This is a genomic window from Vibrio inusitatus (assembly GCA_024346935.1).
Taxonomy (GTDB): domain Bacteria; phylum Pseudomonadota; class Gammaproteobacteria; order Enterobacterales; family Vibrionaceae; genus Vibrio; species Vibrio inusitatus.
The window spans coordinates 2,577,796-2,603,799 of the sequence record AP024878.1; the positions used below are offsets into that span (position 1 = coordinate 2,577,796).

Below are 26,004 nucleotides of genomic sequence, written 5' to 3' on the forward strand. Positions count from 1 at the left end.
ATCAGAAAAAGGGCGACATGATAGTACATCGCTGGATGCTGGGCACGTAAAACCTTAATTTCGCTGGATATAAATTATGCAATCAAACTGTCAAACAAATGAAACCAAACTACACTCAAAATAGAAGAGGTTTTCAATGTCTAACTGAGCTCTCTTCATCAGTCTACAAACTGGGTTTTGAGATCGCTTGGATACACAACGTCAAATAAGCAAAGGAGACGCTTATGGGTTATAGCGAACGCAAGATTTTCGTACTCGACACCAATATCCTACTTCACGAACCACATGCCATTTTTTCCTTTCAAGAACACGACGTCGTCATTCCCATGACGGTCTTAGAAGAGCTAGACCGAATCAAAGACAGTAAACGAGATGTTGCTCGTGATGCACGTGTAGCGATTCGAACACTAGAGGACCTATTTCGCGAAGCAACACCAGACCAAATCTCAGAGGGTATCCGTTTTAACAATGAATCAAGATCAACAGGCACACTTTCAATACTGGCTGATTTTGAACTGCAAGAAACGGTAAAAGCCTTTGCCGATAAGGCGGGAGATAATCGAATACTCAATGCCGTTATCTACTTACAAAACAAACGCTCACCACGTGATGTCGTTCTCGTCACTAAAGATATAAATATGCGGCTACGAGCCAAGGGCGCAGGCGTCCGATACGTAGAAGATTACCGCACTGATCAACTCATTGACGATGTGCAGTACTTAACCAAAGGGTTTATTCAATATGATGGCATTTTTTGGGATAAGATAAATGAAGTCAACTCAATCGCGTTAGCCGGAAAAACCCACCACCTAATCAACCAATCCAGTATCGAACTGCCTTATATCAACCAATATATTCTAGATTCCGACAGTGACTTTGCCGCGCGGGTAACCGAGATAGATCCTGAATCAGTTACTCTAAAAGACTTAAGCCGTGACAAGATGATGAGTCGGCGTGCCTGGGATATTAGACCAAAGAATATATATCAAGGGATGGCGCTCGATGCCCTTATGGACCCAGATATCGACTTGGTGATATTAACGGGTGCGGCAGGTAGTGGTAAAACCCTGCTAGCAATGGCAGCGGCTCTTGAGCAAGCGGTTGAACAGAACATGTTTGATAAGATCATCGTGACTCGCAATACACCAGACATTGGAGAATCCATTGGTTTCTTACCGGGCAATGAGGAAGAAAAAATGTTGCCTTGGCTTGCTGCGGTCACCGATACCCTAGAGGCGCTACATAAGAACGACCACTGCACTGAGGGGTCTCTACGCTATATTTGTGAGAAGGCTAATATTCAATTTAAATCCATTAATTTTATGCGCGGACGCTCCATCCAAAATGCCTTTGTTTTACTTGATGAATGTCAAAACCTTACCGCCTCACAGATAAAAACCATTATTACTCGTTGTGGTGAAGGCACCAAAATTGTCTGTTCTGGCAACCTTGCACAAATAGACTCCCCTTATCTAACTCCTGTCACCTCTGGCCTTACCTACATGGTAGAGCGCTTCAAAAATTTTGAAGGCTCAGCCAACATTCATCTTAACGGCGTAGTGCGAAGTCGATTGGCAGAATTTGCCGAGGAGAACCTGTAATTCAACTCTGAATAAAACAGAGGAGAACATCGAAAGAACAACGCCAGCAATATGCTGGCGTTGATATCTAAATAATTACTGACGTCTATCGTAGCCCCAAGGCTGGACCAAATCTTGATTTACACCGATATGGTCGAGCACTCGCGCCACCATGAAGTTAACCAAGTCATCAATAGACTGAGGTTGATGATAGAATCCTGGGGCTGCAGGCATAATGGTCGCCCCCATCTTTGACAACTTGAGCATATTCTCTAAGTGTAATGTAGAGAATGGCGTTTCACGCACCACCAAAATCAACTGGCCACGCTCTTTGAGCACCACGTCCGAGGCACGCTCGATGAGATTGTCAGAGATACCATGTGCAATAGAGGCAAGACTCCCCGCAGAACAAGGACAAACAATCATCTGTTTAGGAGCTGCTGAACCCGATGCCACTGGAGAGAACCAGTCTTCTTTACCACACACAACGAGCTTAGAGTCATCGCACCCCAAATGCTCCACCAATGTGGCTTTAATGGCATCCGGACCACTAGGAAGTTTTAGGTTATGCTCAGTGGCTAACACGACACGAGCCGCCGAAGAGACTAAAAAGAAAACCTTATAATCCGCTTCGAGTAGTTTCTTAAGCAATGCTAGACCGTAGGGAGCTCCAGAAGCTCCTGTCATCGCTAGTGTAATGCTTTTTTGTTGATGGTTACGCTGCATTAATGTTCCGCTACCTGTAGTGCTTGTAGAAGCTTAGTATGGATTCCCTCAAAGCCACCATTGCTCATCACCAATATATGATCGCCAGGCTTAGTCTCTTCAACTAACGATTGGACAATGTCATCTACAGATTTAGAAGCTTGTGCTGGCTGAGAGCACTGTTGTGCAATATCTTCCACTGACCAATCAATGCTATCAGGTTGGTAAAGGAATACCTTGTCAGCCAAATCAAGAGAAGCTGCTAGAGTATCTTTATGCACTCCCATCTTCATAGTACTCGAACGAGGCTCTAGTACTGCAAATATTCTTTGCTCGCCAACTTTGTTACGCAAACCATCTAGCGTAAGTTCAACGGCTGTTGGGTGGTGAGCAAAATCATCGTATACAGTAATACCATTCACTTCACCCTTCAGCTCTAAGCGGCGCTTGGTATTGATAAAGCGCCCCAAAGACTCGCAAGCCAGATCAGGGACAACGCCCACATGTCTCGCCGCAGCTATTGCCATCAATGCATTATTAACATTATGGTCACCGACTAAGTCCCATTTGACTTCACCGACTAGCTGCTGCTTCAAATACACCTCAAAGTGACTACCGTCTGCTTTTTGTTTTTTCACTTGCCAGTCTTTGCCTGAGAACTCGGTTTCACTCCAGCACCCGCGAGATAGTACATCAGTCAAAGCCTCATCATCAGCAGGAGATAAAATGCGTCCGTTACTTGGAACGGTTCTAACTAAATGATGAAACTGACGCTTGATTGCTTCAAGATCGTCAAAGATATCTGCATGATCAAATTCAAGGTTATTCATTACTAGGGTGCGAGGATGATAGTGAACAAACTTAGATCGTTTATCAAAAAAAGCACTGTCGTATTCGTCTGCTTCTACCACAAAAAACATGCTACCACCTAGGCGGGCAGATTGATCAAAATTACCTAGTACACCGCCGACAAGGAATCCCGGTTCATAGCCGCAATCTTCCAATATCCAAGCCAACATACTTGAAGTGGTCGTTTTACCATGAGTACCCGCAACGGCCAGAACCCAGCGGTCATGTAAAAGAAATTCTTGTAGCCACTGCGGACCTGAGGTGTATTTAAGGTTGTTATCCAATACATATTCAACGCACGGGTTACCGCGACTCATCGCATTACCAATTACCACTAAATCTGGACGAGGCTCCAGTTGCTTAGGGTCGTAGCCTTGGATGATCTCAACCCCTTCTGACTCAAGCAGTGTGCTCATTGGAGGATAAACGTTCGCATCACTCCCCGTCACTTTGTGACCAAGCTGCTTTGCTAGTACTGCCGCGCCACCCATAAAGGTGCCACAAATTCCGAGTATATGAATATGCATAAAGTTTCCATTTGCTTTGAGGGTTGGCTCTATCCCAAAGAGAGTCGATAAGCCTTATAATTGATTCTAACCAGATTCTGAGCACTAACCCATAGCATTACGAGTGATGAAAGTCAGAAAACTGTGAAATAGATCAGTTACTTCGCGTGTCGTAATATGTTTTGTCCTGTATATTTGGCTAAAAAAAGAACTTGTCATACAAATAAACGGAACCCCCCATGTCCAATTTAAGAACGTTAGGTGAATTTATCATAGAGAAGCAGCATGATTTCCCTCATGCTAGCGGTGATCTCTCGTCTCTTTTGTCCTCTATTAATTTAGCGGCAAAAATCGTACACCGTGAAATCAACAAGGCAGGCCTTGTTGATATTACTGGTGCTGCCGGTGAAGAAAATATCCAAGGTGAAGCACAACAAAAACTGGATGTGTTAGCAAACGATACTTTCAAAGCTGCATTAGAAAATCGTGACCAAGTTTGTGGTATTGCGAGTGAAGAAGAAGACGACTTCGTTTCTTTCGACAGTGAGCTAAACAAGCAAGCAAAATACGTGGTATTGATGGATCCTCTAGATGGTTCTAGCAACATCGATGTAAACGTATCAGTAGGTACTATCTTCTCTATCTACCGTCGCTTGTCGCCAATTGGTGGACTAACGGAAGCTCGTGACTTCCTGCAACCAGGTACTGAGCAAGTTGCATCTGGTTACGTGATCTACGGTTCTTCAACCATGCTAGTTTACACTACAGGTAAAGGCGTTCACGGCTTCACTTACGACCCGTCTATCGGTTCTTTCTGTCTGTCTCACGAAGACATGCGTATTCCAAAGCAGGGTTTTATCTACTCTATCAACGAGGGTAACTACATTAACTTCCCTGCTGGTGTGAAGAAATACCTTAAATACTGCCAAGAAGAAGATGAAGCAGGCAAGCGCCCTTACACTTCTCGCTACATTGGTTCTTTGGTATCAGATTTCCACCGTAACCTACTACTGGGCGGTATCTTCCTTTACCCTAGCACCCGTGCTTACCCAACTGGCAAGCTACGTCTTCTTTATGAGTGCAACCCAATTGCTTTCCTAACAGAACAAGCTGGCGGTGAAGCAACAGATGGCGAAGGCCGCATCATGGAAATCAAGCCAGGAGAACTGCACCAGCGTGTGCCATTCTTCGCCGGCTCGACCGATATGGTTAAAACCTTACACGGTTTCCTACGCGATAACCCTGACCAGTACTAATCTGCCGTCTGTTCGACCCAGATTAATTCGCTAGTATCAAAGCCAAGCTCTTTTGCTTGGCTTTTAAATTTCTGCTTTATGTCATCGCTTATCTGTGGCGTTCTGGATAAAAGCCAAAGATAGGAATGATTTGGCCCTGAAACAAAGGCATAATCATAGTTCTGCTTTTCTAGTTCAAAGACGATGTAGGAGCCGTAAAAAGGCCCAAAGAAGGAAACCTTTAAGTATCCTAAGTCTTCAGACTCAACAAAATAAGCCTTACCCTCAGCACTGTTCCACTCTTTATCTTCTGTAGAATAGCCACTGTTTAGTACTTTAACTCCGCCATCTTCACGCATCGAATATTCAGCTGACACTTGATTCATGCCTCTTTCGAATGAGTGATCAAGACGAGCAACCTCGTACCACTTGCCTAGGTATCTTTCCAGTTCAAAGTTATTCACTGGAGTGATCTGATCTGGTTTCCCCACACATCCCCAAAGCATCACGCAACTCAACGCCATTCCTATCCATTTCATACATACTTCCTTGTTTAATATGACCAGGCCGCCTGTCGGCCTAATTACGTAAGTTCCAATCTCCTGACTCTATTGCTTTGCCTGCCTCTGTTCCTTGATAAAGGTAAATCCACGCTTCTCCGAAGGGGGTCTCGATAGTTTCTCTTCTATATTCAATAGGGACATCTTCGAAAATATCTAGCTTAACTAGCACTTCATCACTAATCCTATAGACCTCTCCAGTAATGATCTCGTGCCCCTCAACAATACCCGGAAGTGTGCTGAAATCGTAAAGTGCATACTGAGGTGGAGTCTCAAACAAGCCCAGAAACTCACTTCCTTGCAGAAGGTAATGATTTGCCTCATCTTGTCTCAAGGTTCCATAAACAAAAACTAAATGCTGCATACCTTCCCCCTATGTTTAATCGAATTCAAACTGATACAACAAATCTACGGCGCTGTCTGTGCCTGACATCACTTCTAAATACAGGTCTTTCATTAAACGGTAGCGGAATGTGAACTCACCAACGGATTCAAAGATTCCCACACCATATTTGACCTGCAAGCCAGGAAGAATGTAGCCACTTACCGTGACCTGAGAGTCATCTCCAGTACCTGCCGTATCTAACTGCAGATCACTCACTCCAAAGGCTTCACCAATCTCACCTACAACACGCCCGCTTCGAGCTAAGCTCAATCCGATCAAGGCTGTGGTCATGGCGTTACCACCTGAATCACTGTCGATATCCTGTCCTCGTAAAATATACGATAAGGCATTAGCTTGAGGCATAGAAGGCTCAGAGAATACCTCAATACTAGGTTCATCAGCAGGGCCTGTAACCTGAATACCAGCCACTACATCATCTTCAGTATTATCTGGATTTCGAATCGCTTTAATCGATAGGTATGGTTGATCTGCAGGCCCATTAAATTGAACCTTGCCTTCTTCAATAATTAAGTCTTGACCAAAGGAGCGATATTTACCATCGACAATATTTACCTCTCCAAGAATAAACGGTGCTTCATTCTTTTGAGACACATTGATCTCACCAACAAGACCGCCTTTCAAACCGAAGGCACTTAACAAAAAGTCATCGCCTATAATGACCTTAATATCTGACTTAATCTCAAATGGGAAATCAGATCTCTTTTCCAATGGCTGTAAATCTTTGTCTAAAATCACCTCATCTGATGAAACTGAAATTGCTGACGGTGGAAGTTCTTCAACGGTGATTCTTCCCCAAGGCAATCTCACCTCTCCTTTTACATCAATAAGTCCAGGAGAGATGTCTATATCGATATCGGGTTCGATTCTCGCCTTCACTACAGGAGGGACATCCACCAGCAATTGGTTGGCTGATATATTGTAGTTAGCATGCCAATCTGTCATGTCTTGCCAATCATGGTTACCCGTGATTAACAATTCTCCATCTTGTGTTTTAATCTTGGCATCGAAGTCACCCTGATAGCCGGAGAACTTTGCTATTACCTGACCAGAGGTCACATCAATAGGGCTGACATCACCAGTAGCAATAATATTCTCAACTCTAAAGTCACCAAAGATCTTAGGCTGTTCAACTGGACCTTGTAATTGGATGTCTGAGTTAATATCCGCTCCAACCTTACTGAACTCACCAAATAAGGGCTCCAGCATATCCAAAGTGATTTTCTGTAACTGCAAACGAGCATCTATTTGTTTGTTTTCTTTGGAGACTTTATCTAAGTTAACGCGTCCCTTAATATCGCCGTTATTAGTCAGGTCAATGATCCACTCAGCCTTAAGGTCATCCTTAATCAAGCTCGCATTAAGATCGACTTTATTCCACCCTACCGTTACTGGGCGATCCAATTTTTGTGTCACACTTCCTTTAGGAAGATCCACTTTAAGCTCTACCTCAGGTAACGCCGTTGGTGACCACTTTGCTCGAGCATTGGCATCAACTTTTCCCACTAAGGTAACTTCTTTTGGCAACAGTGATGCTACCTGTGAGAAATTGAAATTCTGAATACTAGCAAATACTTCGCCAGATGGACCCGCTTGCAAGTCCTTATCTAGACACAACTTAGAGTCGGCCTGTAACCAGCAGTGAGCTTCAACAAACGCGACTTGTGTGTCCACGTCATAGGAAAGCTTTGGACTATGATCTACTTTCCATTCGCCCTGTACCGTGGTCAGACTCGCATCTTGCAGTTCACCCTTCCACTTAATTCCGGGCTCGGTTTCTAAACCGCCAGATACACTTACTCCACCCTTAACCATCTCTGAATCAATGCTAAATGAAGCCCTATGCTGTTCTTGAGTTCCATTAAAACTAAACTCACTGCGGGTAACTTTCTGTTCTAGGTGCTGCAAGCCTTGCACAACCAAATTGAGTTTTCCTCCCGGAGTGGGCAATGGCTCCACATCACCTTTCAGAGTTATAGACTCAATTGTTACCTGATCTTGCCAAGCAATCTTATTTGCAGAAACATCAGCGATGACTTCAGGTGTAGCAAAGGGGCCTCGAAGCTCAATTAATCCCATCGCAGAACCGTCTAAATCAGGCACTGTATGCTTTATTTCTGGGATATCGAGCTTGGTATCTAGATTCCAGTTTTCATCAAGGTTTCCTGAAATACGGATTTTGTTCTGCCCATGCGCTACAACTAAGCCAGGAGTATCGAGCCGATAGTCTCCCTTTCCTGTCGAGTCTTTGGCTTCAAGTACACCATTGATATTGAGAGGGTAATCACGAAAGATGCCGTCAATATCGAGCTCTGAAAGCTCAACTTCCCAACCGCCTTTCTCTGGTAATCGGCCTGTGGTCGCCAAACTACCACTAATATCACCTTCAGCCTCTGGCCAATAACTCCCTGGTTTGACATTTTTTAATTGAAGATTGGCAGCCCAATTTATAGGACTAGCCCAATTGGCCATCACACTACCTTCAATTACACCTTGCAAAGTTTTAACGTCGATACTTTTCAGATCAATATGCTCTAGGCTGCCCTCACCATCCACAGTAAGATCGACATCTGGAATAGTCTTACCTTGTGCAGCGCCCATTAAGTCGAGTGTATACTTGTTTAAAATACCCTTAGCTTTCAATGATGCAATTTGTGCTTGGTAATCAGCTTCGCCTTGTAACGGCCATTGCACTTGCGCTCGTCTTAGATCAATATCAAATGGAATGTCTGGATCTAACGGCTCTAGTTGGGCATCAATATCGGCAATAATGAGTTCTCTCAATCCTGCACTTAACGCTAAGTTAGCGACACTGCCCTGGGCACTCAATGACAGCGTTTGGCCAGCAAGCGTAGTTTGTTTTATCTTTGCATCGGTATTAATAGTGAGCGGATAGTCTTCTTTTAGCTCTACTTCGCCCTCTAAATTTAAATCTACGAGTGGCATAGATAATTCAAAGGTTTGAACAGTTACCTTGTTTCCTTCAGCAGAGCCCATCAAATGTGCTCGGTCTACCTCTATCTCTGGTGAGGTCATTTTAAAGTCGGTGACGGTAATATCTTCAATCTTGGCACTAAGAGGAATCCATACCTCAGGTAACACAATCTTTGATTTAGGTGAATCAGCACTGGTCTCCTGTTTCACTTCTGTCTCACCTTCGCTAGAGGCAAGAGTGAGTCTCCCACCATCAAAACGTGTAGGGTTCAAAGTCAGGCTATCAAAGCGCATTCGCGCGCCCGTTTCAAACTCTTTCCATGCGATCTTGTTACCCAAAATATCCAGGTCAATTCTATTGAGATATAGGCGCTCAATCTTTACACCCAACCCAAAAGGAAGCGAGATGCTAGTTATTGGCTCGCTAGGCTGATCTTCTACTGCCTCTTCACTTGGAGCTATATCAGTGAGTGCAAAATTGGCACCTTCTACTCCTAAGGTTTTGATACACAGCTCAACCTTGGGAATGCAGCGCAACTGTATATCTAGTGCAAGCTTTTCTGCCTGTAGTGCTACGAACAAGTCGGGATTGTTATATTGAATGCCATATAACTGGAAGTCGTTAAGTAAAGCGCCCTCGGTATCGTCTACCTTTAATTCAGGTACGAATTTTTCAGCAGTCCAAATAATTCCATTAAGTCCTGAATTAGTGAAAAGGAGTACCCATAGCATAATGATGATAAACAAAATCAGAGCTAGCATCCCCAGTGAGAGATGAGCAATTCCACGCAAGAAGCGACGCCACAAAGGACGTTTTTTCTTGGTGACTGGCGGTGATTCCGCTGTTGCTTGCTGTTCGTTTTGTTGTGATTCTTTTGTCATTACAACTCAGGCCCTAAACCGAAGTGAAGTTGGAACTTATCGGTACCCTCTTCTACATCCAAACCAAAGGCGAAATCAAGCCTAACTGGCCCCACTGGTGACGCCCACCTTATTCCAACACCAGTACCGGTTTTCCCTTCGGGTGTTTCATTCCATGCATCACCATAATCCACAAAGGTTGCTAGCCACCAATTTCCGTGCACTCGATATTGATACTCTAGACTAGTCGTGACCATATACTTAGCACCCGTTAGCTTGCCTTCACTATCCTTTGGAGAAATAGATTCGTATTCATAACCACGGAGGTTGTTATCGCCACCGGCAAAGAAACGTAAAGAGGGGGGTAGATCAAATACAGATTCAGTAAAGTTGGCACCACCGCCGATATAGAAGATGCCACGATGATTACGACCAAGACTACGAATCCATGTAGTTCTTCCTTGCACTCGAAATACACGAGCTTGAGATAAAACCGCAGGATCGCCATACTCAAACGAAATCGTCTGCTTATCACCCCAGTTAGGCATAGCACCACCGCGTGAGCGCGTTTTAGAATATGAGATTCCTGGCAGTAGCATAGTAAAGCGGTCTTCCTGAATACCCTGAGTAAAGTCTTCATTGAGTAAACGAATGAAAACGGTTCGATGCCAACCACTTTCTAGTTGCCAGTGTCTTTCTAGACCTAGGCTCGATTCAAAACTTTCAGTATCGTTGTTATCTAGGTATTTCATACCATATTGAATTCGATAGTATTCATGAAGTACATCTTCAAGGGGTATTTTATAACCCATTACAATTTCTTGCTCAGGCTTAGACAGTGAAAAGCTACTGGTAAAGCTATGGCCTTGAGGATTCAGCCATGGGCGCTTCCAATTCAGTGAACCTCTGATCCCTACATCAGTAGAGTAACCAATACCTGTTTCCACTTGATGGCGAGATTGCGGAGAGAGACGAATTGCCATTGGCAGTTCTCGTTTCCCGTTGCCGACTTGGCTCAGATCGGGCTCTACGTACACAGAAGCGAACCATGAAGTACTGGATAAATTTTGGTTGAGTTGGCCTATATCACTAGCAAGGTAGGGGTCACCTTGCTCAAAAGGAATCAGCGAGAACACTCTATCTCGCTCTATTTGCGAGCCTGATATGCTAGTAGGTCCAAAAGTATATCGGATACCGCTTTCGTAATGCAGATGTACAAAAGCCTGATTGAGTTCTGGGGCAACCTCCAGACGTGTAACACTAAAATCTCCTTCAAAGTAGCCACGCCTGAGTGCTAAATTACGTAGGCCAGACTTTAGCTCGTCATAATCGCCATGACTAAGTTGTGCACCTTTCTTAAGCTTACTTGCCTTGATTAAAGCCTCAAATGCAGGGTCGTCTTCTGCTTCACCACTCAACTGGATATCCAGTTTTTCGATAACTACAGGATCACCTAACTTAACATCCACGTTAAGCTCTTGCTCTTCTTCATTTACCGTAAAATTGAGTTCAGGGTGGTAATAGCCCAAAGCTCTAACCGCTTGAACTATGCTCTCTTCAACACGAGATTGAAAACGGAGGGAAGTGGAATACTCTTTTTCAGGAATCGCAGACAGATATGCCTCAACGTTGTCTTCGGCCTTATCAGAAAGTCCATTAACGTTAAGAGTAGCCTCAGCTCGACTTAGTTGGCTGAAAACCAAAAAAGTGATAGCGATAAATATCCGTATTACGCGTTGATTCATTATGTAATTGTTACTGTACTTCCTGTAACGAAACAGAGATGTGTAGCCAGAAAAATTCCCCAAGGGAGCGACTAAATAGTATAAAGGATTGATCCATGATAAAAAATTTAAAAAATCACTTACTTTCGCTAGGAGGCCACATGTTTGACAAACAAATCATGATTTCAAAGGAAGATGCGCTGCCGGGTCGTGATAATTCTATCCTTGAGTCGGGGCAACACTTTGTAAATCACACGGATTTGACCGCGCCACCAGCAAAAGGTTGCCAGCAAATCTTACTTGGTTTGGGGTGTTTTTGGGGAGCAGAACGTCTATTCTGGAAAATCCCAGGGGTTGTATCTACTTCCGTCGGTTATGCCGGAGGTTATACACCTAACCCAACCTATGACGAGGTCTGCTCTGGGAACACCGGTCATACAGAGATCGTGCAAGTCACCTTCGACCCAAATCAGGTTTCTTTAGCCACAATACTGCAAATATTTTGGGAAAAGCACGACCCTACTCAAGGGATGCGCCAAGGCAATGACCGAGGAACTCAGTATCGATCGGCTATTTATACTTACAGTGATGAGCAAATGCTTGTTGCAAGAGAGTCACAAACCGCTTACCAAGACTTACTCATTGAATCAGGAAAACCCTCTATTACCACAGAGATTGCATCGGCTGGCCCCTATTACCTTGCGGAAGAATATCACCAGCAATATTTAGCTAAAAATCCGAATGGTTATTGTGGGATTGGCGGTACTGGAGTCTGCTTTCCTCCACAAAACAATGAGTCTGAAGTGTGAAATAATCTATTTAACATATACTTAAAGCCACCGATCGCTTGTAGCATAACAACGGAAGATATATGAAAGTAAAACATTTAATCGCTGTACTAGGAATGACCCTACCATTGTCTTCATGGGCACTGAACCTAAATACCGGAGACAAAGTCCCAATGGTGAGCGTTGTCAGTCATGGGGAAGCGATGGTAAAAAATGATGATATAACATATCATGAGTGGGATTCAGCAAGCATGGTGGGTAAGACGCGCGTAATACAAGCTATTGCTGGTCGCTCTGCAGCTAAGGCTTTAAATAAGCCAATGATAGATGCAATAGTCTTAGCCGACTTCCCACAGGATAAGTACCAAACCACTACCATAGTGAATCAAGATGATGCCATTTGGGGTACTAGCTCATTTGTAAAATCGAGTGCAGAAGACAGTAAAATTGAGTTCCCGCACTCCTCAATCGTGTTAGATGAAAATGGCGCTGTGGCTAAAGCTTGGGATCTTGAATCAAAGACTTCGTTGATTGCGGTTCAAGATAAGAACGGAAATATCCTTTGGGCTAAAGAGGGTGAGTTAACGACTGAAGAGATACAGCAAGTGATCACTTTAGTTAAGGAAAATCTATAAAACTCAAACTTTTTAGAAGCTTGACTGTCTGAGTTCTGTTAGCTAGTTCCAACTTGAACCGTTAGGATTAGAAATAACAGAGAAATATGATTGAAAGATTTCGACGCTACAATGCGTCGTTTTAACTTCTTTAGGTAATTAGAACAATGATAAAAGCTGTTAAGCCACTATTCACCCTAAGCGCTGTAACGCTAGCGGTAGCCTCTGTTTCAGTTCATGCTGAAGAAAACTTCCGTCAACATGGTGCTCACGTTCACGGCAGTGTTGAGTTTAATATTGCTCAAGATGGCAAAGACCTTCTTGTTGAAATTCTTGCTCCAGGTGCAGATGTAGTTGGTTTTGAACACGCACCAAGCAATGATGAGCAGCAACAAGCTTTGGAAAAAGCGGTTGTTCAACTCAATGCAGCTGACTCTATCTTAAAAATGAGTTCGGCAGCAGGCTGTGAGCTGTCCACTGCACAAGTGTCTCACACACTAGGTGGTGATGACGAACATGATCACTCTGATCATGAAGATCACGATCATGATAAACACAGTGACGATCATGCTGATCATCATGATGGGCATGACCATGACTCTCACGACCACGATAAGCATGCCGATGAGCACGATCATCATGACCACGATGCGCACGATCATTCAGAACATGATCATGACTCTCACGACGACCATGACCATGACCATGACCATGACCACGAGCATAGTGGTGGCCACGGTGAGTTCAACATTGCGTATCAATACCAGTGTAAAGATGTCAGCAAGCTTACCGAGATTGATAGCGACTGGTTCAAGCTATTCAGTGGTACGCAGACAATCCGTGTTAACCTGCTAACTGACTCAGCACAAATTGCTACCGAATTAACCAAAGATAATACTGTTATCAAGCTTTAGTCAAAAAATGGCTACTACTGCGGAGTGGCCAACTCCTGTCACTTTTCAACATATTGATAATAGGAAGTATAGTGACCAAACGTTCTCAAACAGACACCGTTATCGAACTACAAGATGTTCGCTTCTCATGGCCCGATAATCCTACGCCTACTCTAGATATACCAAAACTTAAGGTAAATAGAGGCGAGCATATATTTATTAAGGGCCCAAGTGGTTGTGGTAAATCAACTCTGCTTAGTCTTCTGACTGGCATTGCCTCGTGTGAAAGCGGTTCTCTCAAGGTATTGGATACTGAACTATCGTCCCTTTCTCAGACTCAAAGAGATAGATTCCGTGCAGATAACATTGGTTATATTTTCCAGCAATTTAATCTACTGCCTTACTTATCCGTGATCGATAATGTCGTGCTTCCCTGTCATTTTTCCAAGCAAAGAAAAAGTGGGGTTGACGGAGATCTCAAACAGCAGGCCCGCGAACTATTACTGCGACTCCATCTTGCTGAAGATTTATTGAATAAACCTGTGGTTGAACTGAGTATCGGACAACAACAACGAGTCGCAGCAGCACGTGCTCTCATTGGTAAACCACAGCTTATCATTGCCGATGAACCAACTTCAGCTCTCGATTATGCAAACCGTACCGCATTTATCGAATTACTCATGGAGCAGGCAGAGCAAGCCAACTCTACGTTAATCTTTGTTAGTCATGACCCAACACTAGAAAAGCTGTTCGAGACAGGCATCAACCTGCAAGATATCAACCTAGTTAAAACCGGAGCATTAAATTAATGAACGCGACCGCGCATTTAGCTTGGAAAAGCCTTTCAAATCGAAAAACCACTGCTTTTCTCACCATTTTGACAGTGGCTATCTCGGTTATATTACTCCTTGGCGTAGAACGTATTCGCACTCAAGCTAAAAACAGTTTTGCTAATACTATCTCTGGTACCGACTTGATAGTGGGGGCTCGCTCAGGCCAGGTAAACCTATTACTTTACTCTGTCTTTCGCATCGGTAATGCCACCAATAATATTGATTGGAAGAGTTTTGAAGAATTCAGCAACAACCCTGCGGTAGACTGGGCTATACCTATCTCCCTTGGTGACTCCCATAAAGGCTTTAGGGTAATGGGCACCACGCAAGCCTATTTTGATCACTACAAATATGGCAAGAAACAGCACCTAGAATTGAGTGCAGGTAAACCATTCAATCGCCTTTTTGAAGCCACCATTGGTGCAGATGTCGCTAAAACCCTCGGATACAAAGTAGGAACAGAGATCATCATCGCGCACGGTATCGCGGATGTTGGCTTTGCAAGGCACGACAATCTACCTTTTAAAGTAGTCGGTATATTGGCACCAACAGGGACTCCTGTAGATAAAACCGTACACGTGTCTCTACAAGCTATAGAAGCAATTCATGTTGGATGGGAATCAGGTACTAACATGGGGGGGAACCCTGGAGCGGACGTACTAGAGAAGATTGATTTTCAGCCTAAAGAAATTACAGCCTTCATGCTGGGATTAAAATCTAAGATACAAACTTTTACTCTACAGCGACAAATTAACACTTATAACAAAGAGCCTCTAAGTGCGATACTGCCTGGCATAGCCTTACACGAGCTATGGGGTATGATGTCTGTTGCAGAACAAGCCTTACTCGCGGTATCTGGCTTTGTCGTTATTGCTGGTCTACTTGGCATGCTGAGTAGCTTATTAACCAGCTTACAAGAGCGTCGCAGAGAAATGGCAATATTAAGAGCGATGGGTGCAAGACCTCGGCATATTTTTGTTTTACTGGTAAGCGAAGCAACAGCGCTGACTATGGCCGGTATTGCCACTGGTGTTGCTGGGCTTTACGCTCTGTTATTGATACTAAAGCCCATAGTACAGCAACTTTATGGTATAAGTATTGAGTTGAATATGTTGACCACTCATGAATGGACTTTGATTGGCCTAGTATTAGGCGCAGGCGTTGTCATCGGATTTATACCTGCATTTAGGGCATACCGTCAGTCTCTTGCTGATGGCATGACAATTCGAATTTAAGAGATAAGTTATGAAAAAAATAACCCTTTGGGTTGCTGCCGCAGCGCTAACAATATGTAGCATTGTGGCGCATGCCGAACCACTTCAACTGAACTGGATTGATCTAGTTCCTGAAAGTGAGCGCGCTCAATTTGATATTCAGGGTATGCCCTCAGCATCAAGTCACGAGGGTACAAATGCAGCGGCGCAACCTAAAGTCGGCTCGGTGCGCACAGAGCTTGATGGTAGCCAAGTAAAGATCCCTGGATTTGTCATTCCGTTAGAAGGCGATGCCAATAACGTTACTGAATTTCTACTCGTACCCTACTTTGGTGCTTGTATTCACGTACCGCCACCACCACCAAACCAAATCATCTACGTGAAGTTCCCAAGTGGGGCTCCCGTGCAGCAGTTGTGGGATGTGGTGTACGTGGTTGGTGAACTAAAGGCGCAAACCATAGAGAGTGAGTTAGCTGAAACTGGGTATCTTCTCAATGGTGTCTCATTAGAGGCTTACGAAGACTAAGCTTTCTGATCTTTTCTAAAGGCCTGAGTAGTGACTACTCAGGCCTTTTTTATTAGATATAAGCTAACTCTTGGCTATGCTCACTATCTTTATTGAACCACTCTAATTTCTTACCTAAAGCAACCACCTCTCCTACTACGATAAGCGCTGGAGATGCGGCCTGTGTAGACAACTCATTTAACTCTGAAAGCTTGCCATAGATGACTTTTTGTGACGACTGCGTGCCGCGTTCAATAATCGCGATAGGAGTATCTTCTGACCTACCATGCTGTTGAAGTTGCTTCTCTATAAAACCAGATTTCATTAAGCCCATATAAATGACTAGTGTTTGGTTCTTTCTCGCTAACGTAGACCAGTCAACACTAGCGTCTTCTTCTTTAAGGTGTCCAGTAACAAACAGAGCTGACTGCGCATAATCTCTGTGTGTAAGAGGGATACCCGCATAAGCGGTTGCTCCAGAAGCCGCAGTAATACCTGGCACCACTTGAAAACTCACACCATTATCGACCAAGATTTCCAACTCCTCCGCACCTCGCCCGAAAACAAAAGGATCGCCACCTTTAATTCGTACAACTCGATAACCTTGCTTGGCAAAGTCGACAAGTAGCTGATTTGTTTTATGCTGCGGGACACTGTGAGCACCCGCTCGCTTGCCGACGCAGACCAGAATAGCGTCACTAGAAACCAACGACATAATCTCATCCGACACTAGATAGTCGTACAAGATAACTTCGGCTTGTCTAAGCATGTTCAGCGCTTTAATCGTTAATAGTTCTGGGTCGCCAGGTCCTGCTCCAACTAATGCTACTTCCCCTTTTCTAAGGGCGGAACAAGGCAGTTTCGAGTCAATCGCCGATCGCGGAGTAAGAGGAACAACTGTGTCGAGCATATTAACGTCCTGTCAATGAAGTTACGGTCGATTATGCCGTGTTCAATTTATAACTGGAAATTCTATATTTTTATCTGTTATTACTTAATTGACTTAAAAATAGACATATAGACCCTATCTCTATTCATTGATGAGTTGTGATAACCTATTGGGAATCTGGACACTCTTAGTCATAAATAGGGACTGACATGATCGAATGGAAACTACTTTCGTTTAACGAGATAGACAACCGGCTTCTCTATCAAGTATTAAAGCTTCGTGTTGATGTATTTGTTGTCGAGCAAGAGTGTGCTTATCCAGAACTGGATGACAAAGACTTGTTTGATGGAGTTCGGCATCTCATCGGCCTCATTGACGACCGAGTGGTTGCTGGAGCTCGCCTTATTCCTGCTGGGCTATCTTATCCAGCGTCAAGCATAGGTAGAGTGGTAGTATGCCCATCAGTGAGAGAACTAAAATTAGGGCATAGGTTGATGGAAAAAGCTGTAGCAGAGTGCCAACATCTGTGGCCCAATCAGGCGATTGAAATTGGCGCTCAAGCTCATTTAGAGCAGTTTTATAAAAGACATGGTTTCGAGGCTTTTTCAGCGCCTTATCTTGAGGATGGTATTCCGCATATAGATATGAGGAAAGCGTAGTAAGTAGTTACTTACTACGGCCAAATCCACCATCAGACAATCTGAAAAACATCACTGAATCACCAGAGCGCTCTAATTGAAGAATGTCTAAACGACCTTCTGCATCTCGCTTAAATCGAACAAGTTGTCCCTGCTTAATTTGACTAAGGGGCTTATCTATTCCTTCAATTTTTGCTAACGCATTCAAATCCGTCATAGCAAGGCTATTTTTTCGGAACACATTTGCCAAAGTGTCGCCAGCTTTCACCTCATACTCAATCCATTGCTCTTTAGCAGGCTCATTACCTGACACCACTGCGCTTGACGTCGTAGTGGTCGTCACTGATTGCTCACTCAAACCACGCGTATTAATTGGCACTGATACTCTTTCGTTAATCGGAGTACCCGCTTCAATACCCGAACTGATCTTCGGCGTTGGCATAAAAACAAGGATCAAGGTAATAGGCACTAAGACCATTAACGCCCTGCGATGTAATTTCGGTAATGAAGTCACTCCCCCTTTGATCTTTGAAGGCAGTGCTTTCCACTCTATTTGGTTCCACGTTTCTAATAATACTTCTGTGTGTCTCTTAGAGCGGGTACGTCGATTCATCCCATATCACTCCGACTTATCCATTTCTATCAGGATATAAAAAAAACCGTTCGATGAACACACCTCACACTCTCTATGAAACAGAATTGAACGAAATTTAACTCAAATTGAGAGCTACTCGAGTGTTAGCTCACTAGAATTTTACAAACTTGACCGCGAACTGAGCATTCATACCTAGATTTTTTATGTAAAATTTGACCCGCATTAATAGGAGCAATTTTCAACGCTAGCCAGAACTGGTATGCTTGCGCCTTTATATCAAAAAACTGAGAGTGACAATTATGTCTGAAGTTCAATTCGAAACTGTAGAGCAAAAAGCAAGCTACGGTATCGGTCTACAAATGGGTCAGCAACTAGCTGGCAGCGGTCTTGAAGGCCTTAATGTTGACGCTATCTCTGCAGGTATCGCAACAGCTTTGACTGGCGGCATGCCAGCAATCGAAGTTGACGAGATCAACAACGCTCTTCAAGAGCTTCACACTCGTGTTGAATCTGCACGCGCAGAGCAAGCTAAAGTAGCTGCAGCTGACGGTGAAGCGTTCCTTAAAGACAATGCTCTTCGCTCTGAAGTAACGGTTCTTGAGTCTGGCCTTCAATACGAAGTACTGACTGAAGGTACTGGCGAAGTTCCAACTTCTGACGTGCAAGTACGTGTTCATTACCACGGTGAGCTAACTGACGGTACTGTATTCGATAGTTCTGTATCTCGCGGTCAACCTGCTGAATTCCCAGTAACTGGCGTGATCAAAGGCTGGGTTGAAGCACTTCAACTAATGCCTGTTGGTTCTAAGTGGAAGCTATACATTCCTCAAGATCTAGCATACGGTGAGCGTGGCGCAGGCGCTGCAATCCCTCCGTTTGCTGCACTAGTATTTGAAGTAGAACTACTGGCTATACTGTAATTATTGCAAACACTTTGTTTAAAAAGGCTTTTCTTTAGGGAGAAGCCTTTTTTTATGCAAACTCTATATTCAAAAACGCGACACCGCCCCTCTTGTCGAACCCCATCAAACCATGGCATCTTATTTCTTCCACAAGGACAGGAAGATGCAGATGAAAGACGAAACTCTAGCTATCCATCATGGATACGAAACCGACCCAACCACAAAGTCTTGTGCTACCCCAATTTATCAAACTGTAGCCTACGAATTTGATGATGCTCAGCATGGTGCTGACCTATTCGATCTCGCGGTTCCGGGTAATATTTACACCCGAATAATGAACCCAACCAATGATGTATTAGAAAAACGCATGGCAGCCTTAGAAGGCGGTATTGCAGGTCTAGCCGTTAGTGCGGGAAGCTCAGCAATACACTACGCTGTACTTACTTTAGCGCAAGCAGGCGATAACATAGTGTCTACCCCGCAACTGTACGGTGGTACCTATACTCTATTTGCTCACATGTTTCCAAGTTTGGGTATCGAGGTGAAATTTGCAGCAGATGATAAACCAGAAACCCTAGCAGCATTGATAGATGAAAAAACCAAGGCTGTTTACTGTGAATCTATTGGTAATCCCGCGGGTAATATCGCTGATCTTGAAGGAATTTCAACATTGGCACACCAAAAAGGTGTTCCCGTTATTGTAGATAATACTGTCGCTACTCCGGCTATATGTAAACCTATCGAACATGGTGCTGATATCGTGGTTCACTCATTGACTAAATATGTTGGTGGGCACGGGACGACTTTGGGCGGCATGATCATCGACTCAGGAAAATTCCCTTGGGCGCAACATAAAAGCCGATTCCCAGTATTCAACCAACCAGAACCTTCTTATCATGGTGTGGTTTATGCAGAAGCCTTTGGTGAAGCAGCATTCATTGGTCGCGCCCGCACAGTGCCATTGAGAAATACAGGTTCAGCGTTATCTCCTATGAATGCCTTCATGTTAATGCAGGGCCTAGAGACTCTTTCTCTACGTATGGAACGTCATTGCGAGAATGCTGTTAAGGTAGCGAACTTCCTACAGCAACATCCTAAGGTGAGTTGGGTGAGCTATGCCGGTCTTGCTGATTCAGAGTTTCACGAGCTATCGTTAAAGTACATGCAAGGTAAGCCATCAAGTATCCTTTCATTTGGCTTAAAAGAGGGTTACGACGCAGGTGTTAAATTCTATGACGCCCTGCAGATCTTCAAACGCTTAGTCAACATTGGCGATGCAAAGTCCCTTGCTTGTCACCCTGCCTCTACAACACACCGTCAGCTTACAGAGCTTGAACAAAAAAATGCAGGTGTAAGCCCAGAGATGATTCGCTTATCTGTTGGAATCGAGCATATTGACGATATTCTCGCTGACCTAGAGCAAGCATTAAACCAGTAATTTCCTTTAGATTCACAGACGAGATAAACGGCGTACTCAACGCCGTTTTTTTTATACCTATTGCGGTAAGTCAATGGCCTGAAATAGCAGAGGAAAAGCACTTGATAGCAGGCTAGGCTGATCAACTCTTTGCCAGGATTAGTATTATTGCCAATTCATCCATGCAAATTGGGCAAAGCGGTCATTCTTTTCCTAGACTTAATAAACCTAAAATAAAGAGGAATACGGAATGAAGGGACTAGCTGTATCTACCTTAATTGGTGCATTAGTACTTAGCACGCCAAGTTACGCATTATTTGGTTTGTTTGGTTCAGATGATGATGAAAAAAAAGCAGATATGTCAGCTTTGACTGAACAAGTAAATCAACAGCTTAATACTGCACAAAGCACACCTTTGACAGATTTACTCACCAGTGAATTAAACGTCACACCAACCCAAGCTGCCGGTGGTGCAGGAGCACTACTATCATTGGCTCAAACACAATTATCAGATGAGAACTCTAGTGAGTTAAGCTCGCTTATCCCTGGCTTAGACAGCTTTACTGGATCGACAGGCCTAACATCAATGATCACAAACATGGACTCTGTGAAAAGTACCTTCGAAGGTCTAGGTATCGACCCTGCACTGGTATCTCAATTTGCGCCGGTAATATTGCAATATTTGACTTCAGAAGGGGCAAGTAGTGGATTGTTAGGTTCTCTAACCAGCTTATGGGGATGATTCGGCCTCAATCATAGAAGAGCTTAGATCCTGATATTCGTCAGAGTCACGCTTGACTTGGTTTCTCTATTACGCAAATTTCAGATACAAAAAAGCCGGGCATAAGCCCGGCTTTTCAGTTCTAACTGAACTATTACTCAGCAGCTTCTTCAGCAGCTGGGCGATCTACAAGCTCAATGTAAGCCATTGGAGCTTTATCACCAGCACGGAAGCCAGCTTTTAGGATACGTGTGTAACCGCCCTGACGAGCAGCGAAACGTGGACCTAGTTCGTTAAATAGTTTTGCCACAACTTCGTTATCACGAGTGCGAGCAAATGCCAGACGACGGTTAGCAACACTGTCAGTCTTAGCTAATGTAATCAAAGGCTCAACTACGCGACGTAGCTCTTTTGCTTTTGGCAATGTAGTCTTGATAACTTCATGACGTACAAGAGAGCTAGCCATATTGCTGAACATCGCTTTGCGATGTGAGCTGTTGCGGTTGAGTTGACGACCACTCTTACGATGGCGCATGACCTAATCCTTCTAACTATTATTGATTAATCTTCAGCGATTGACGCTGGTGGCCAGTTTTCTAGGCGCATACCTAGAGACAAGCCGCGAGAAGCAAGCACATCCTTAATCTCAGTAAGTGATTTCTTACCAAGGTTAGGGGTTTTAAGAAGCTCCACTTCAGTACGCTGAACAAGATCACCAATGTAGTGAATCGCTTCTGCTTTTAGACAGTTTGCAGAGCGAACTGTTAGCTCAAGATCGTCTACAGGACGAAGTAGGATAGGATCGAACTCCGGCTTCTCTTCGATAGGTTCTTGAACACGTACATCACGAAGATCTACGAAAGCATCCAATTGTTCAGCAAGAATTGTTGCTGCACGACGGATAGCTTCTTCTGGCTCAAGAGTACCATTCGTTTCCATATCGATAACAAGCTTGTCCAAGTCAGTACGTTGCTCTACACGTGCTGCTTCTACAGAGTAGGCAATTTTGTCTACTGGGCTGTAAGTAGCATCAACAAGTAGGCGACCGATTGGGCGCTCATCTTCTTCAGTATGGATGCGAGCTGAAGCTGGAACATAACCACGACCACGTTCAACTTTGATACGCATAGCGATATCAGCGTTGCCATCAGTTAGATGACAAATAACGTGCTCAGGGTTAGCGATCTCTACATCACCATCATGGGTGATGTCACCTGCAACCACAGGGCCTGAGCCTGATTTGTTCAGTGTAATAAACACTTCATCTTTGCCTTCCGCTACGCGTACAGCCAAACCTTTAAGGTTTAGTAGGATCTCAAGAATGTCTTCTTGAACACCTTCTTTAGTGCTGTATTCGTGTAGTACACCTTCAATCTCTACTTCTGTTACGGCACAACCCGGCATAGAAGATAGAAGTATACGGCGAAGTGCATTACCAAGAGTATGGCCGAAACCACGCTCTAATGGCTCAAGAGTTACTTTTGCGTGTGTCGTATTGATCTGTTCGATATCAACAAGACGTGGCTTAAGAAATTCTGTTACAGAACCCTGCATTGTGTCCTCTCTTTAGTTTAAACCTTACTTAGAGTAAAGTTCGACGATCAGGTGTTCGTTGATGTCAGCAGACAGATCAGAACGTTCTGGTAAACGCTTGAATGTGCCTTCCATTTTGCTGCCATCTACTTCAATCCAAGTTGGCTTTTCGCGTTGTTCTGCAACTTCTAGAGCTGCTTTAATGCGAGATTGCTGTTTAGCTTTCTCACGGATAGAAACAACGTCATTTGCCGCTACTTTGAATGAAGGAACGTTTACAACTTTACCGTTAACTAGGATAGCTTTATGGCTACATAGTTGACGTGCTTCTGCGCGAGTTGCGCCAAAGCCCATGCGGTAAACTACGTTATCAAGACGACCTTCAAGAAGCTGAAGCAGGTTTTCACCTGTGTTGCCTTTAAGGCGTGCAGCTTCTTTGTAGTAGTTACGGAATTGTTTTTCTAGAACGCCGTATGTACGACGAACTTTTTGCTTCTCACGAAGCTGAACGCCATATTCAGATAGACGACCGCGACGAGCGCCGTGTACACCTGGTGCGTTATCAATTTTACACTTGGTATCGATCGCACGGACACCAGACTTAAGGAATAAGTCAGTACCTTCGCGACGGCTAAGCTTCAGCTTAGGACCCAAATATCTAGCCATGTTCTTTCTCCAATATTCCTAGAAACGAAACTTAAACGCGACGTTTCTTAGGTGGACGACAACCGTTATGAGGGATCGGAGTTGCATCAACGATGTTAGTGATGCGGTATCCAGCAGCGTTTAGTGCACGGATAGTTGACTCACGACCAGGACCAGGGCCCTTAACCATAACTTCCAAGTTCTTTAGGCCATATTCTTTAGCCATTTCGCCAGCGCGCTCTGCTGCAACCTGAGCTGCGAACGGAGTTGACTTGCGAGAACCACGGAAACCTGAACCACCTGCAGTAGCCCAAGCTAGTGCGTTACCTTGACGGTCAGTGATGGTTACGATTGTGTTGTTGAAAGAAGCATGAATGTGCGCTACGCCATCAGCTACTTGCTTGCGAACGCGTTTACGTGCGCGAGTTGGTTGTTTTGCCATTGTACTCTCTACCTTATCCGATTATTTTTTGATCGGCTTGCGCGGACCCTTACGGGTGCGAGCGTTGGTTTTAGTACGCTGTCCACGTAGTGGTAGACTGCGACGATGACGAAGACCGCGGTAACAGCCAAGGTCCATAAGACGCTTGATGTTCATCGATACTTCACGACGTAGATCACCTTCTACAGTGTATTTAGCTACACCATCACGCAGTTGATCGATCTGCTCTTCAGTTAGTTCACTGATCTTAGCATTTTCAGCAATACCCACTTCAGCTAGAATAGCTTGAGAACGAGTTTTACCAATACCGTAAATTGCAGTAAGTGCAATTACAGAATGCTTATGATCAGGAATGTTAATGCCTGCTATACGGGCCACTATTCACTCCTAGTACTTATGTAAAGAATTATCCGCAGCAAAGCCCGTCGAGGATACGCTGCGGCATACTACTTCTTTTGCACGCAAAAGGTAGGCCGAGGAATATACTCGAACCTACCCTGTTTTTCAAGTAAAAATTTCTGCTAATTAGCCTTGGCGCTGTTTATGCTTTGGCTCACTGCAGATTACGCGCACAACACCGTTGCGCTTGATAACCTTACAGTTACGGCAGATTTTTTTAACGGAAGCACGAACTTTCATTGCTAAACTCCGTAAATGAAATCTGGAACTATGACCGAATTAACGGCCGTAGCCCTTCAGATTTGCTTTCTTCAACACAGAATCATACTGTTGTGACATCAGATGAGTCTGTACCTGTGCCATGAAATCCATGATTACAACAACTACGATTAGTAGCGATGTGCCGCCAAAGTAGAAACGTACGTTCCACATGACCATCATGAACTCGGGAATCAGACAGATAAAGGTAATATATAGAGCACCTGCAAGGGTTAGTCTAGTCATAACTTTATCAATGTATCTAGCTGTCTGCTCTCCTGGGCGGATGCCGGGTACGAAAGCACCAGACTTCTTCAAATTATCTGCTGTTTCACGCGGGTTGAAAACCAACGCCGTGTAAAAGAAGCAGAAAAAGATGATTGCTGATGCATAAAGCATTACGTACAGAGGTTGACCCGGGCTTAATGCAAGTGAAACATCGGTTAACCAACCAAATGTTGCACTCTCACCGTTCTGACCGAACCACTGTGCTAATGTTCCTGGGAACAAAATAATACTTGATGCAAATATCGCAGGGATAACGCCAGCCATGTTTATTTTCAATGGCAAGTGAGAACTCTGCGCTGCAAATACCTTACGACCTTGTTGACGCTTGGCGTAGTTAACGACGATACGACGCTGACCACGTTCCATGAATACAACAAAGTAGATAACAGCAAATGCTAAAACTGCAATCAACAATAGAAGAAGTACGTGCAATTCACCTTGACGCGCCTGCTCAATTGTCGAACCAATTGCCGAAGGCAATCCTGCAACAATACCTGCAAAGATGATTAACGATATACCGTTACCAATTCCGCGCTCTGTAATTTGTTCACCTAACCACATCAAAAACATGGTACCGGTTACTAAACTCACGGTTGCAATCAGGGTGAACATGGTTTGGTTGATAACAACCAGATTGTCGACCATGTTCGGTAAGCCTGTTGCTATACCGATAGCTTGGAATGTTGCAAGTACAAGCGTGCCATAACGTGTGTACTGACTAATCTTACGACGGCCAGCTTCACCCTCTTTTTTAAGCTCGGCTAGAGCGGGGTGAACCACAGTTAGCAATTGGACCACAATCGATGCCGAAATATACGGCATGATACCAAGGGCCAAGATAGATGCACGCTCAAGTGCACCACCGGAGAACATGTTAAACATTTCAACGATGGTGCCCTGCTGCTGTTCTAACAGTTGGGCAAGTACAGCCGCGTCAATACCAGGGATCGGCACAAAAGAGCCCGCACGAAACACTAATAACGCGCCTAATACGAATAATAGGCGTGTTTTCAGTTCCGCTACGCCACTTTTTGCACTACTAAAATCTTGTCCTGGTTTTTTAGCCATCTGTA

The 26,004-nt window shown here is 44.2% G+C and carries 27 protein-coding genes; 12 read left to right on the top strand and 15 right to left on the bottom strand.

The genetic code is table 11. The features are described 5' to 3' along the window. Positions 1 to 224 precede the first annotated feature (224 nt). Complete coding sequence (locus tag OCU48_RS11805) at positions 225 to 1,601, top strand: PhoH family protein (RefSeq protein WP_141344835.1); 1,377 nt, start codon at positions 225 to 227, stop codon at positions 1,599 to 1,601. A 75-nt stretch (positions 1,602 to 1,676) separates the two neighbouring features. Here the strand turns inward: OCU48_RS11805 and OCU48_RS11810 are convergent, their stop codons facing one another. Then, positions 1,677 to 2,306, bottom strand: coding sequence for a flavin prenyltransferase UbiX (locus tag OCU48_RS11810; RefSeq protein WP_141344834.1), 630 nt, complete (start codon positions 2,304 to 2,306; stop codon positions 1,677 to 1,679). Continuing rightward, positions 2,306 to 3,661: a UDP-N-acetylmuramate:L-alanyl-gamma-D-glutamyl-meso-diaminopimelate ligase gene (gene mpl, locus OCU48_RS11815; RefSeq protein WP_141344833.1), complete on the bottom strand. Its 1,356-nt coding sequence runs from the start codon at positions 3,659 to 3,661 to the stop codon at positions 2,306 to 2,308. The genes OCU48_RS11810 and mpl overlap by 1 nt, the downstream gene beginning before the upstream one ends. A gap of 218 nt (positions 3,662 to 3,879) precedes the next feature. Here mpl and fbp point away from each other — a divergent pair, with 218 nt between their 5' ends. Then, positions 3,880 to 4,896, top strand: coding sequence for a class 1 fructose-bisphosphatase (gene fbp, locus OCU48_RS11820; RefSeq protein ID WP_141344832.1), 1,017 nt, complete (start codon positions 3,880 to 3,882; stop codon positions 4,894 to 4,896). Here fbp and OCU48_RS11825 read toward each other — a convergent pair. The 4 genes from OCU48_RS11825 to tamA are packed head-to-tail and all read right to left on the bottom strand — an operon-like array spanning position 4,893 to position 11,378. Further along, positions 4,893 to 5,414 (bottom strand): lipocalin family protein, encoded by a 522-nt coding sequence (locus tag OCU48_RS11825; protein ID WP_141344831.1) that lies wholly within the window; start codon positions 5,412 to 5,414, stop codon positions 4,893 to 4,895. The two genes, fbp and OCU48_RS11825, sit on opposite strands and share 4 nt — an antisense overlap. Positions 5,415 to 5,454: 40 nt before the next feature. Continuing rightward, positions 5,455 to 5,799: a gamma-glutamylcyclotransferase family protein gene (locus OCU48_RS11830; protein ID WP_141344830.1), complete on the bottom strand. Its 345-nt coding sequence runs from the start codon at positions 5,797 to 5,799 to the stop codon at positions 5,455 to 5,457. Positions 5,800 to 5,814: 15 nt separating this feature from the next. After that, entirely contained in the window at positions 5,815 to 9,654 is a 3,840-nt protein-coding gene (gene tamB / locus OCU48_RS11835) for an autotransporter assembly complex protein TamB (protein WP_141344829.1), read from the bottom strand. Then, positions 9,654 to 11,378 (bottom strand): autotransporter assembly complex protein TamA, encoded by a 1,725-nt coding sequence (gene tamA / locus OCU48_RS11840; RefSeq protein ID WP_167496167.1) that lies wholly within the window; start codon positions 11,376 to 11,378, stop codon positions 9,654 to 9,656. Before tamA ends, tamB begins: the two co-directional genes overlap by 1 nt. Before the next feature lie 140 nt (positions 11,379 to 11,518). Here tamA and msrA point away from each other — a divergent pair, with 140 nt between their 5' ends. The 6 genes from msrA to OCU48_RS11870 all read left to right on the top strand — a co-directional run bounded on the left by msrA (position 11,519) and on the right by OCU48_RS11870 (position 16,225). Continuing rightward, complete coding sequence (msrA, locus tag OCU48_RS11845) at positions 11,519 to 12,166, top strand: peptide-methionine (S)-S-oxide reductase MsrA (protein ID WP_141344828.1); 648 nt, start codon at positions 11,519 to 11,521, stop codon at positions 12,164 to 12,166. A 62-nt stretch (positions 12,167 to 12,228) separates the two neighbouring features. After that, positions 12,229 to 12,780, top strand: coding sequence for a YtfJ family protein (locus OCU48_RS11850; RefSeq protein ID WP_141344827.1), 552 nt, complete (start codon positions 12,229 to 12,231; stop codon positions 12,778 to 12,780). Between the two features lie 146 nt (positions 12,781 to 12,926). Beyond that, complete coding sequence (gene zrgA / locus OCU48_RS11855) at positions 12,927 to 13,673, top strand: zinc uptake protein ZrgA (protein ID WP_141344826.1); 747 nt, start codon at positions 12,927 to 12,929, stop codon at positions 13,671 to 13,673. A 71-nt stretch (positions 13,674 to 13,744) separates the two neighbouring features. Further along, positions 13,745 to 14,461, top strand: a complete 717-nt coding sequence (locus OCU48_RS11860) for an ABC transporter ATP-binding protein (RefSeq protein ID WP_141344825.1) — start codon at positions 13,745 to 13,747, stop codon at positions 14,459 to 14,461. Next, positions 14,461 to 15,720: an ABC transporter permease gene (locus OCU48_RS11865; protein WP_141344824.1), complete on the top strand. Its 1,260-nt coding sequence runs from the start codon at positions 14,461 to 14,463 to the stop codon at positions 15,718 to 15,720. Before OCU48_RS11860 ends, OCU48_RS11865 begins: the two co-directional genes overlap by 1 nt. A 10-nt stretch (positions 15,721 to 15,730) precedes the next feature. After that, positions 15,731 to 16,225, top strand: coding sequence for a DUF3299 domain-containing protein (locus OCU48_RS11870; protein ID WP_141344823.1), 495 nt, complete (start codon positions 15,731 to 15,733; stop codon positions 16,223 to 16,225). 52 nt (positions 16,226 to 16,277) lie between these two features. Here OCU48_RS11870 and cobA read toward each other — a convergent pair whose 3' ends face one another. Then, positions 16,278 to 17,114: a uroporphyrinogen-III C-methyltransferase gene (gene cobA / locus OCU48_RS11875; protein ID WP_141344822.1), complete on the bottom strand. Its 837-nt coding sequence runs from the start codon at positions 17,112 to 17,114 to the stop codon at positions 16,278 to 16,280. Between the two features lie 188 nt (positions 17,115 to 17,302). Between cobA and OCU48_RS11880 the strand changes: the two genes are divergently transcribed. Next, positions 17,303 to 17,752 carry a GNAT family N-acetyltransferase gene (locus tag OCU48_RS11880; RefSeq protein WP_141344821.1) on the top strand — a complete coding sequence of 150 codons (450 nt, stop codon included), beginning with the start codon at positions 17,303 to 17,305 and terminating at the stop codon, positions 17,750 to 17,752. Positions 17,753 to 17,759: 7 nt separating this feature from the next. On the opposite strand, the gene OCU48_RS11885 is transcribed toward OCU48_RS11880, so the two are convergent. Continuing rightward, on the bottom strand, positions 17,760 to 18,344 hold the full coding sequence (locus OCU48_RS11885; protein WP_141344820.1) for a LysM-like peptidoglycan-binding domain-containing protein: 585 nt from the start codon (positions 18,342 to 18,344) through the stop codon (positions 17,760 to 17,762). A 281-nt stretch (positions 18,345 to 18,625) separates the two neighbouring features. On the opposite strand from OCU48_RS11885, the gene OCU48_RS11890 reads away from it, so the two are divergent. The 3 genes from OCU48_RS11890 to OCU48_RS11900 all read left to right on the top strand — a co-directional run bounded on the left by OCU48_RS11890 (position 18,626) and on the right by OCU48_RS11900 (position 21,387). Then, a complete protein-coding gene (locus tag OCU48_RS11890) occupies positions 18,626 to 19,246 on the top strand; it encodes a BamJ family beta-barrel-assembly machinery protein (protein WP_141344819.1) in 621 nt (206 codons plus the stop codon). A 151-nt stretch (positions 19,247 to 19,397) separates the two neighbouring features. Further along, entirely contained in the window at positions 19,398 to 20,666 is a 1,269-nt protein-coding gene (locus OCU48_RS11895) for an O-acetylhomoserine aminocarboxypropyltransferase/cysteine synthase family protein (RefSeq protein ID WP_141344818.1), read from the top strand. 229 nt (positions 20,667 to 20,895) lie between these two features. Beyond that, the gene (locus tag OCU48_RS11900) at positions 20,896 to 21,387 is read left to right on the top strand and encodes a DUF2780 domain-containing protein (protein WP_141344817.1); all 492 of its coding nucleotides are present in this window, start codon (positions 20,896 to 20,898) and stop codon (positions 21,385 to 21,387) included. A 133-nt stretch (positions 21,388 to 21,520) separates the two neighbouring features. Here the strand turns inward: OCU48_RS11900 and rplQ are convergent, their stop codons facing one another. The 7 genes from rplQ to secY all read right to left on the bottom strand — a co-directional run bounded on the left by rplQ (position 21,521) and on the right by secY (position 25,999). Beyond that, on the bottom strand, positions 21,521 to 21,901 hold the full coding sequence (rplQ, locus tag OCU48_RS11905; RefSeq protein ID WP_005383141.1) for a 50S ribosomal protein L17: 381 nt from the start codon (positions 21,899 to 21,901) through the stop codon (positions 21,521 to 21,523). 26 nt (positions 21,902 to 21,927) lie between these two features. Beyond that, positions 21,928 to 22,920: a DNA-directed RNA polymerase subunit alpha gene (locus OCU48_RS11910; RefSeq protein ID WP_141344816.1), complete on the bottom strand. Its 993-nt coding sequence runs from the start codon at positions 22,918 to 22,920 to the stop codon at positions 21,928 to 21,930. Positions 22,921 to 22,944: 24 nt separating this feature from the next. Beyond that, the gene (rpsD, locus tag OCU48_RS11915) at positions 22,945 to 23,565 is read right to left on the bottom strand and encodes a 30S ribosomal protein S4 (protein WP_141344815.1); all 621 of its coding nucleotides are present in this window, start codon (positions 23,563 to 23,565) and stop codon (positions 22,945 to 22,947) included. A 31-nt stretch (positions 23,566 to 23,596) separates the two neighbouring features. Beyond that, entirely contained in the window at positions 23,597 to 23,986 is a 390-nt protein-coding gene (gene rpsK / locus OCU48_RS11920) for a 30S ribosomal protein S11 (protein WP_004398450.1), read from the bottom strand. A gap of 21 nt (positions 23,987 to 24,007) precedes the next feature. Further along, positions 24,008 to 24,364, bottom strand: a complete 357-nt coding sequence (rpsM, locus tag OCU48_RS11925; protein ID WP_017029081.1) for a 30S ribosomal protein S13 — start codon at positions 24,362 to 24,364, stop codon at positions 24,008 to 24,010. A gap of 147 nt (positions 24,365 to 24,511) precedes the next feature. After that, on the bottom strand, positions 24,512 to 24,625 hold the full coding sequence (gene rpmJ, locus OCU48_RS11930) for a 50S ribosomal protein L36 (RefSeq protein ID WP_000868186.1): 114 nt from the start codon (positions 24,623 to 24,625) through the stop codon (positions 24,512 to 24,514). A 39-nt stretch (positions 24,626 to 24,664) separates the two neighbouring features. After that, positions 24,665 to 25,999 (bottom strand): preprotein translocase subunit SecY, encoded by a 1,335-nt coding sequence (gene secY, locus OCU48_RS11935; RefSeq protein ID WP_017029082.1) that lies wholly within the window; start codon positions 25,997 to 25,999, stop codon positions 24,665 to 24,667. Positions 26,000 to 26,004 lie beyond the last annotated feature (5 nt).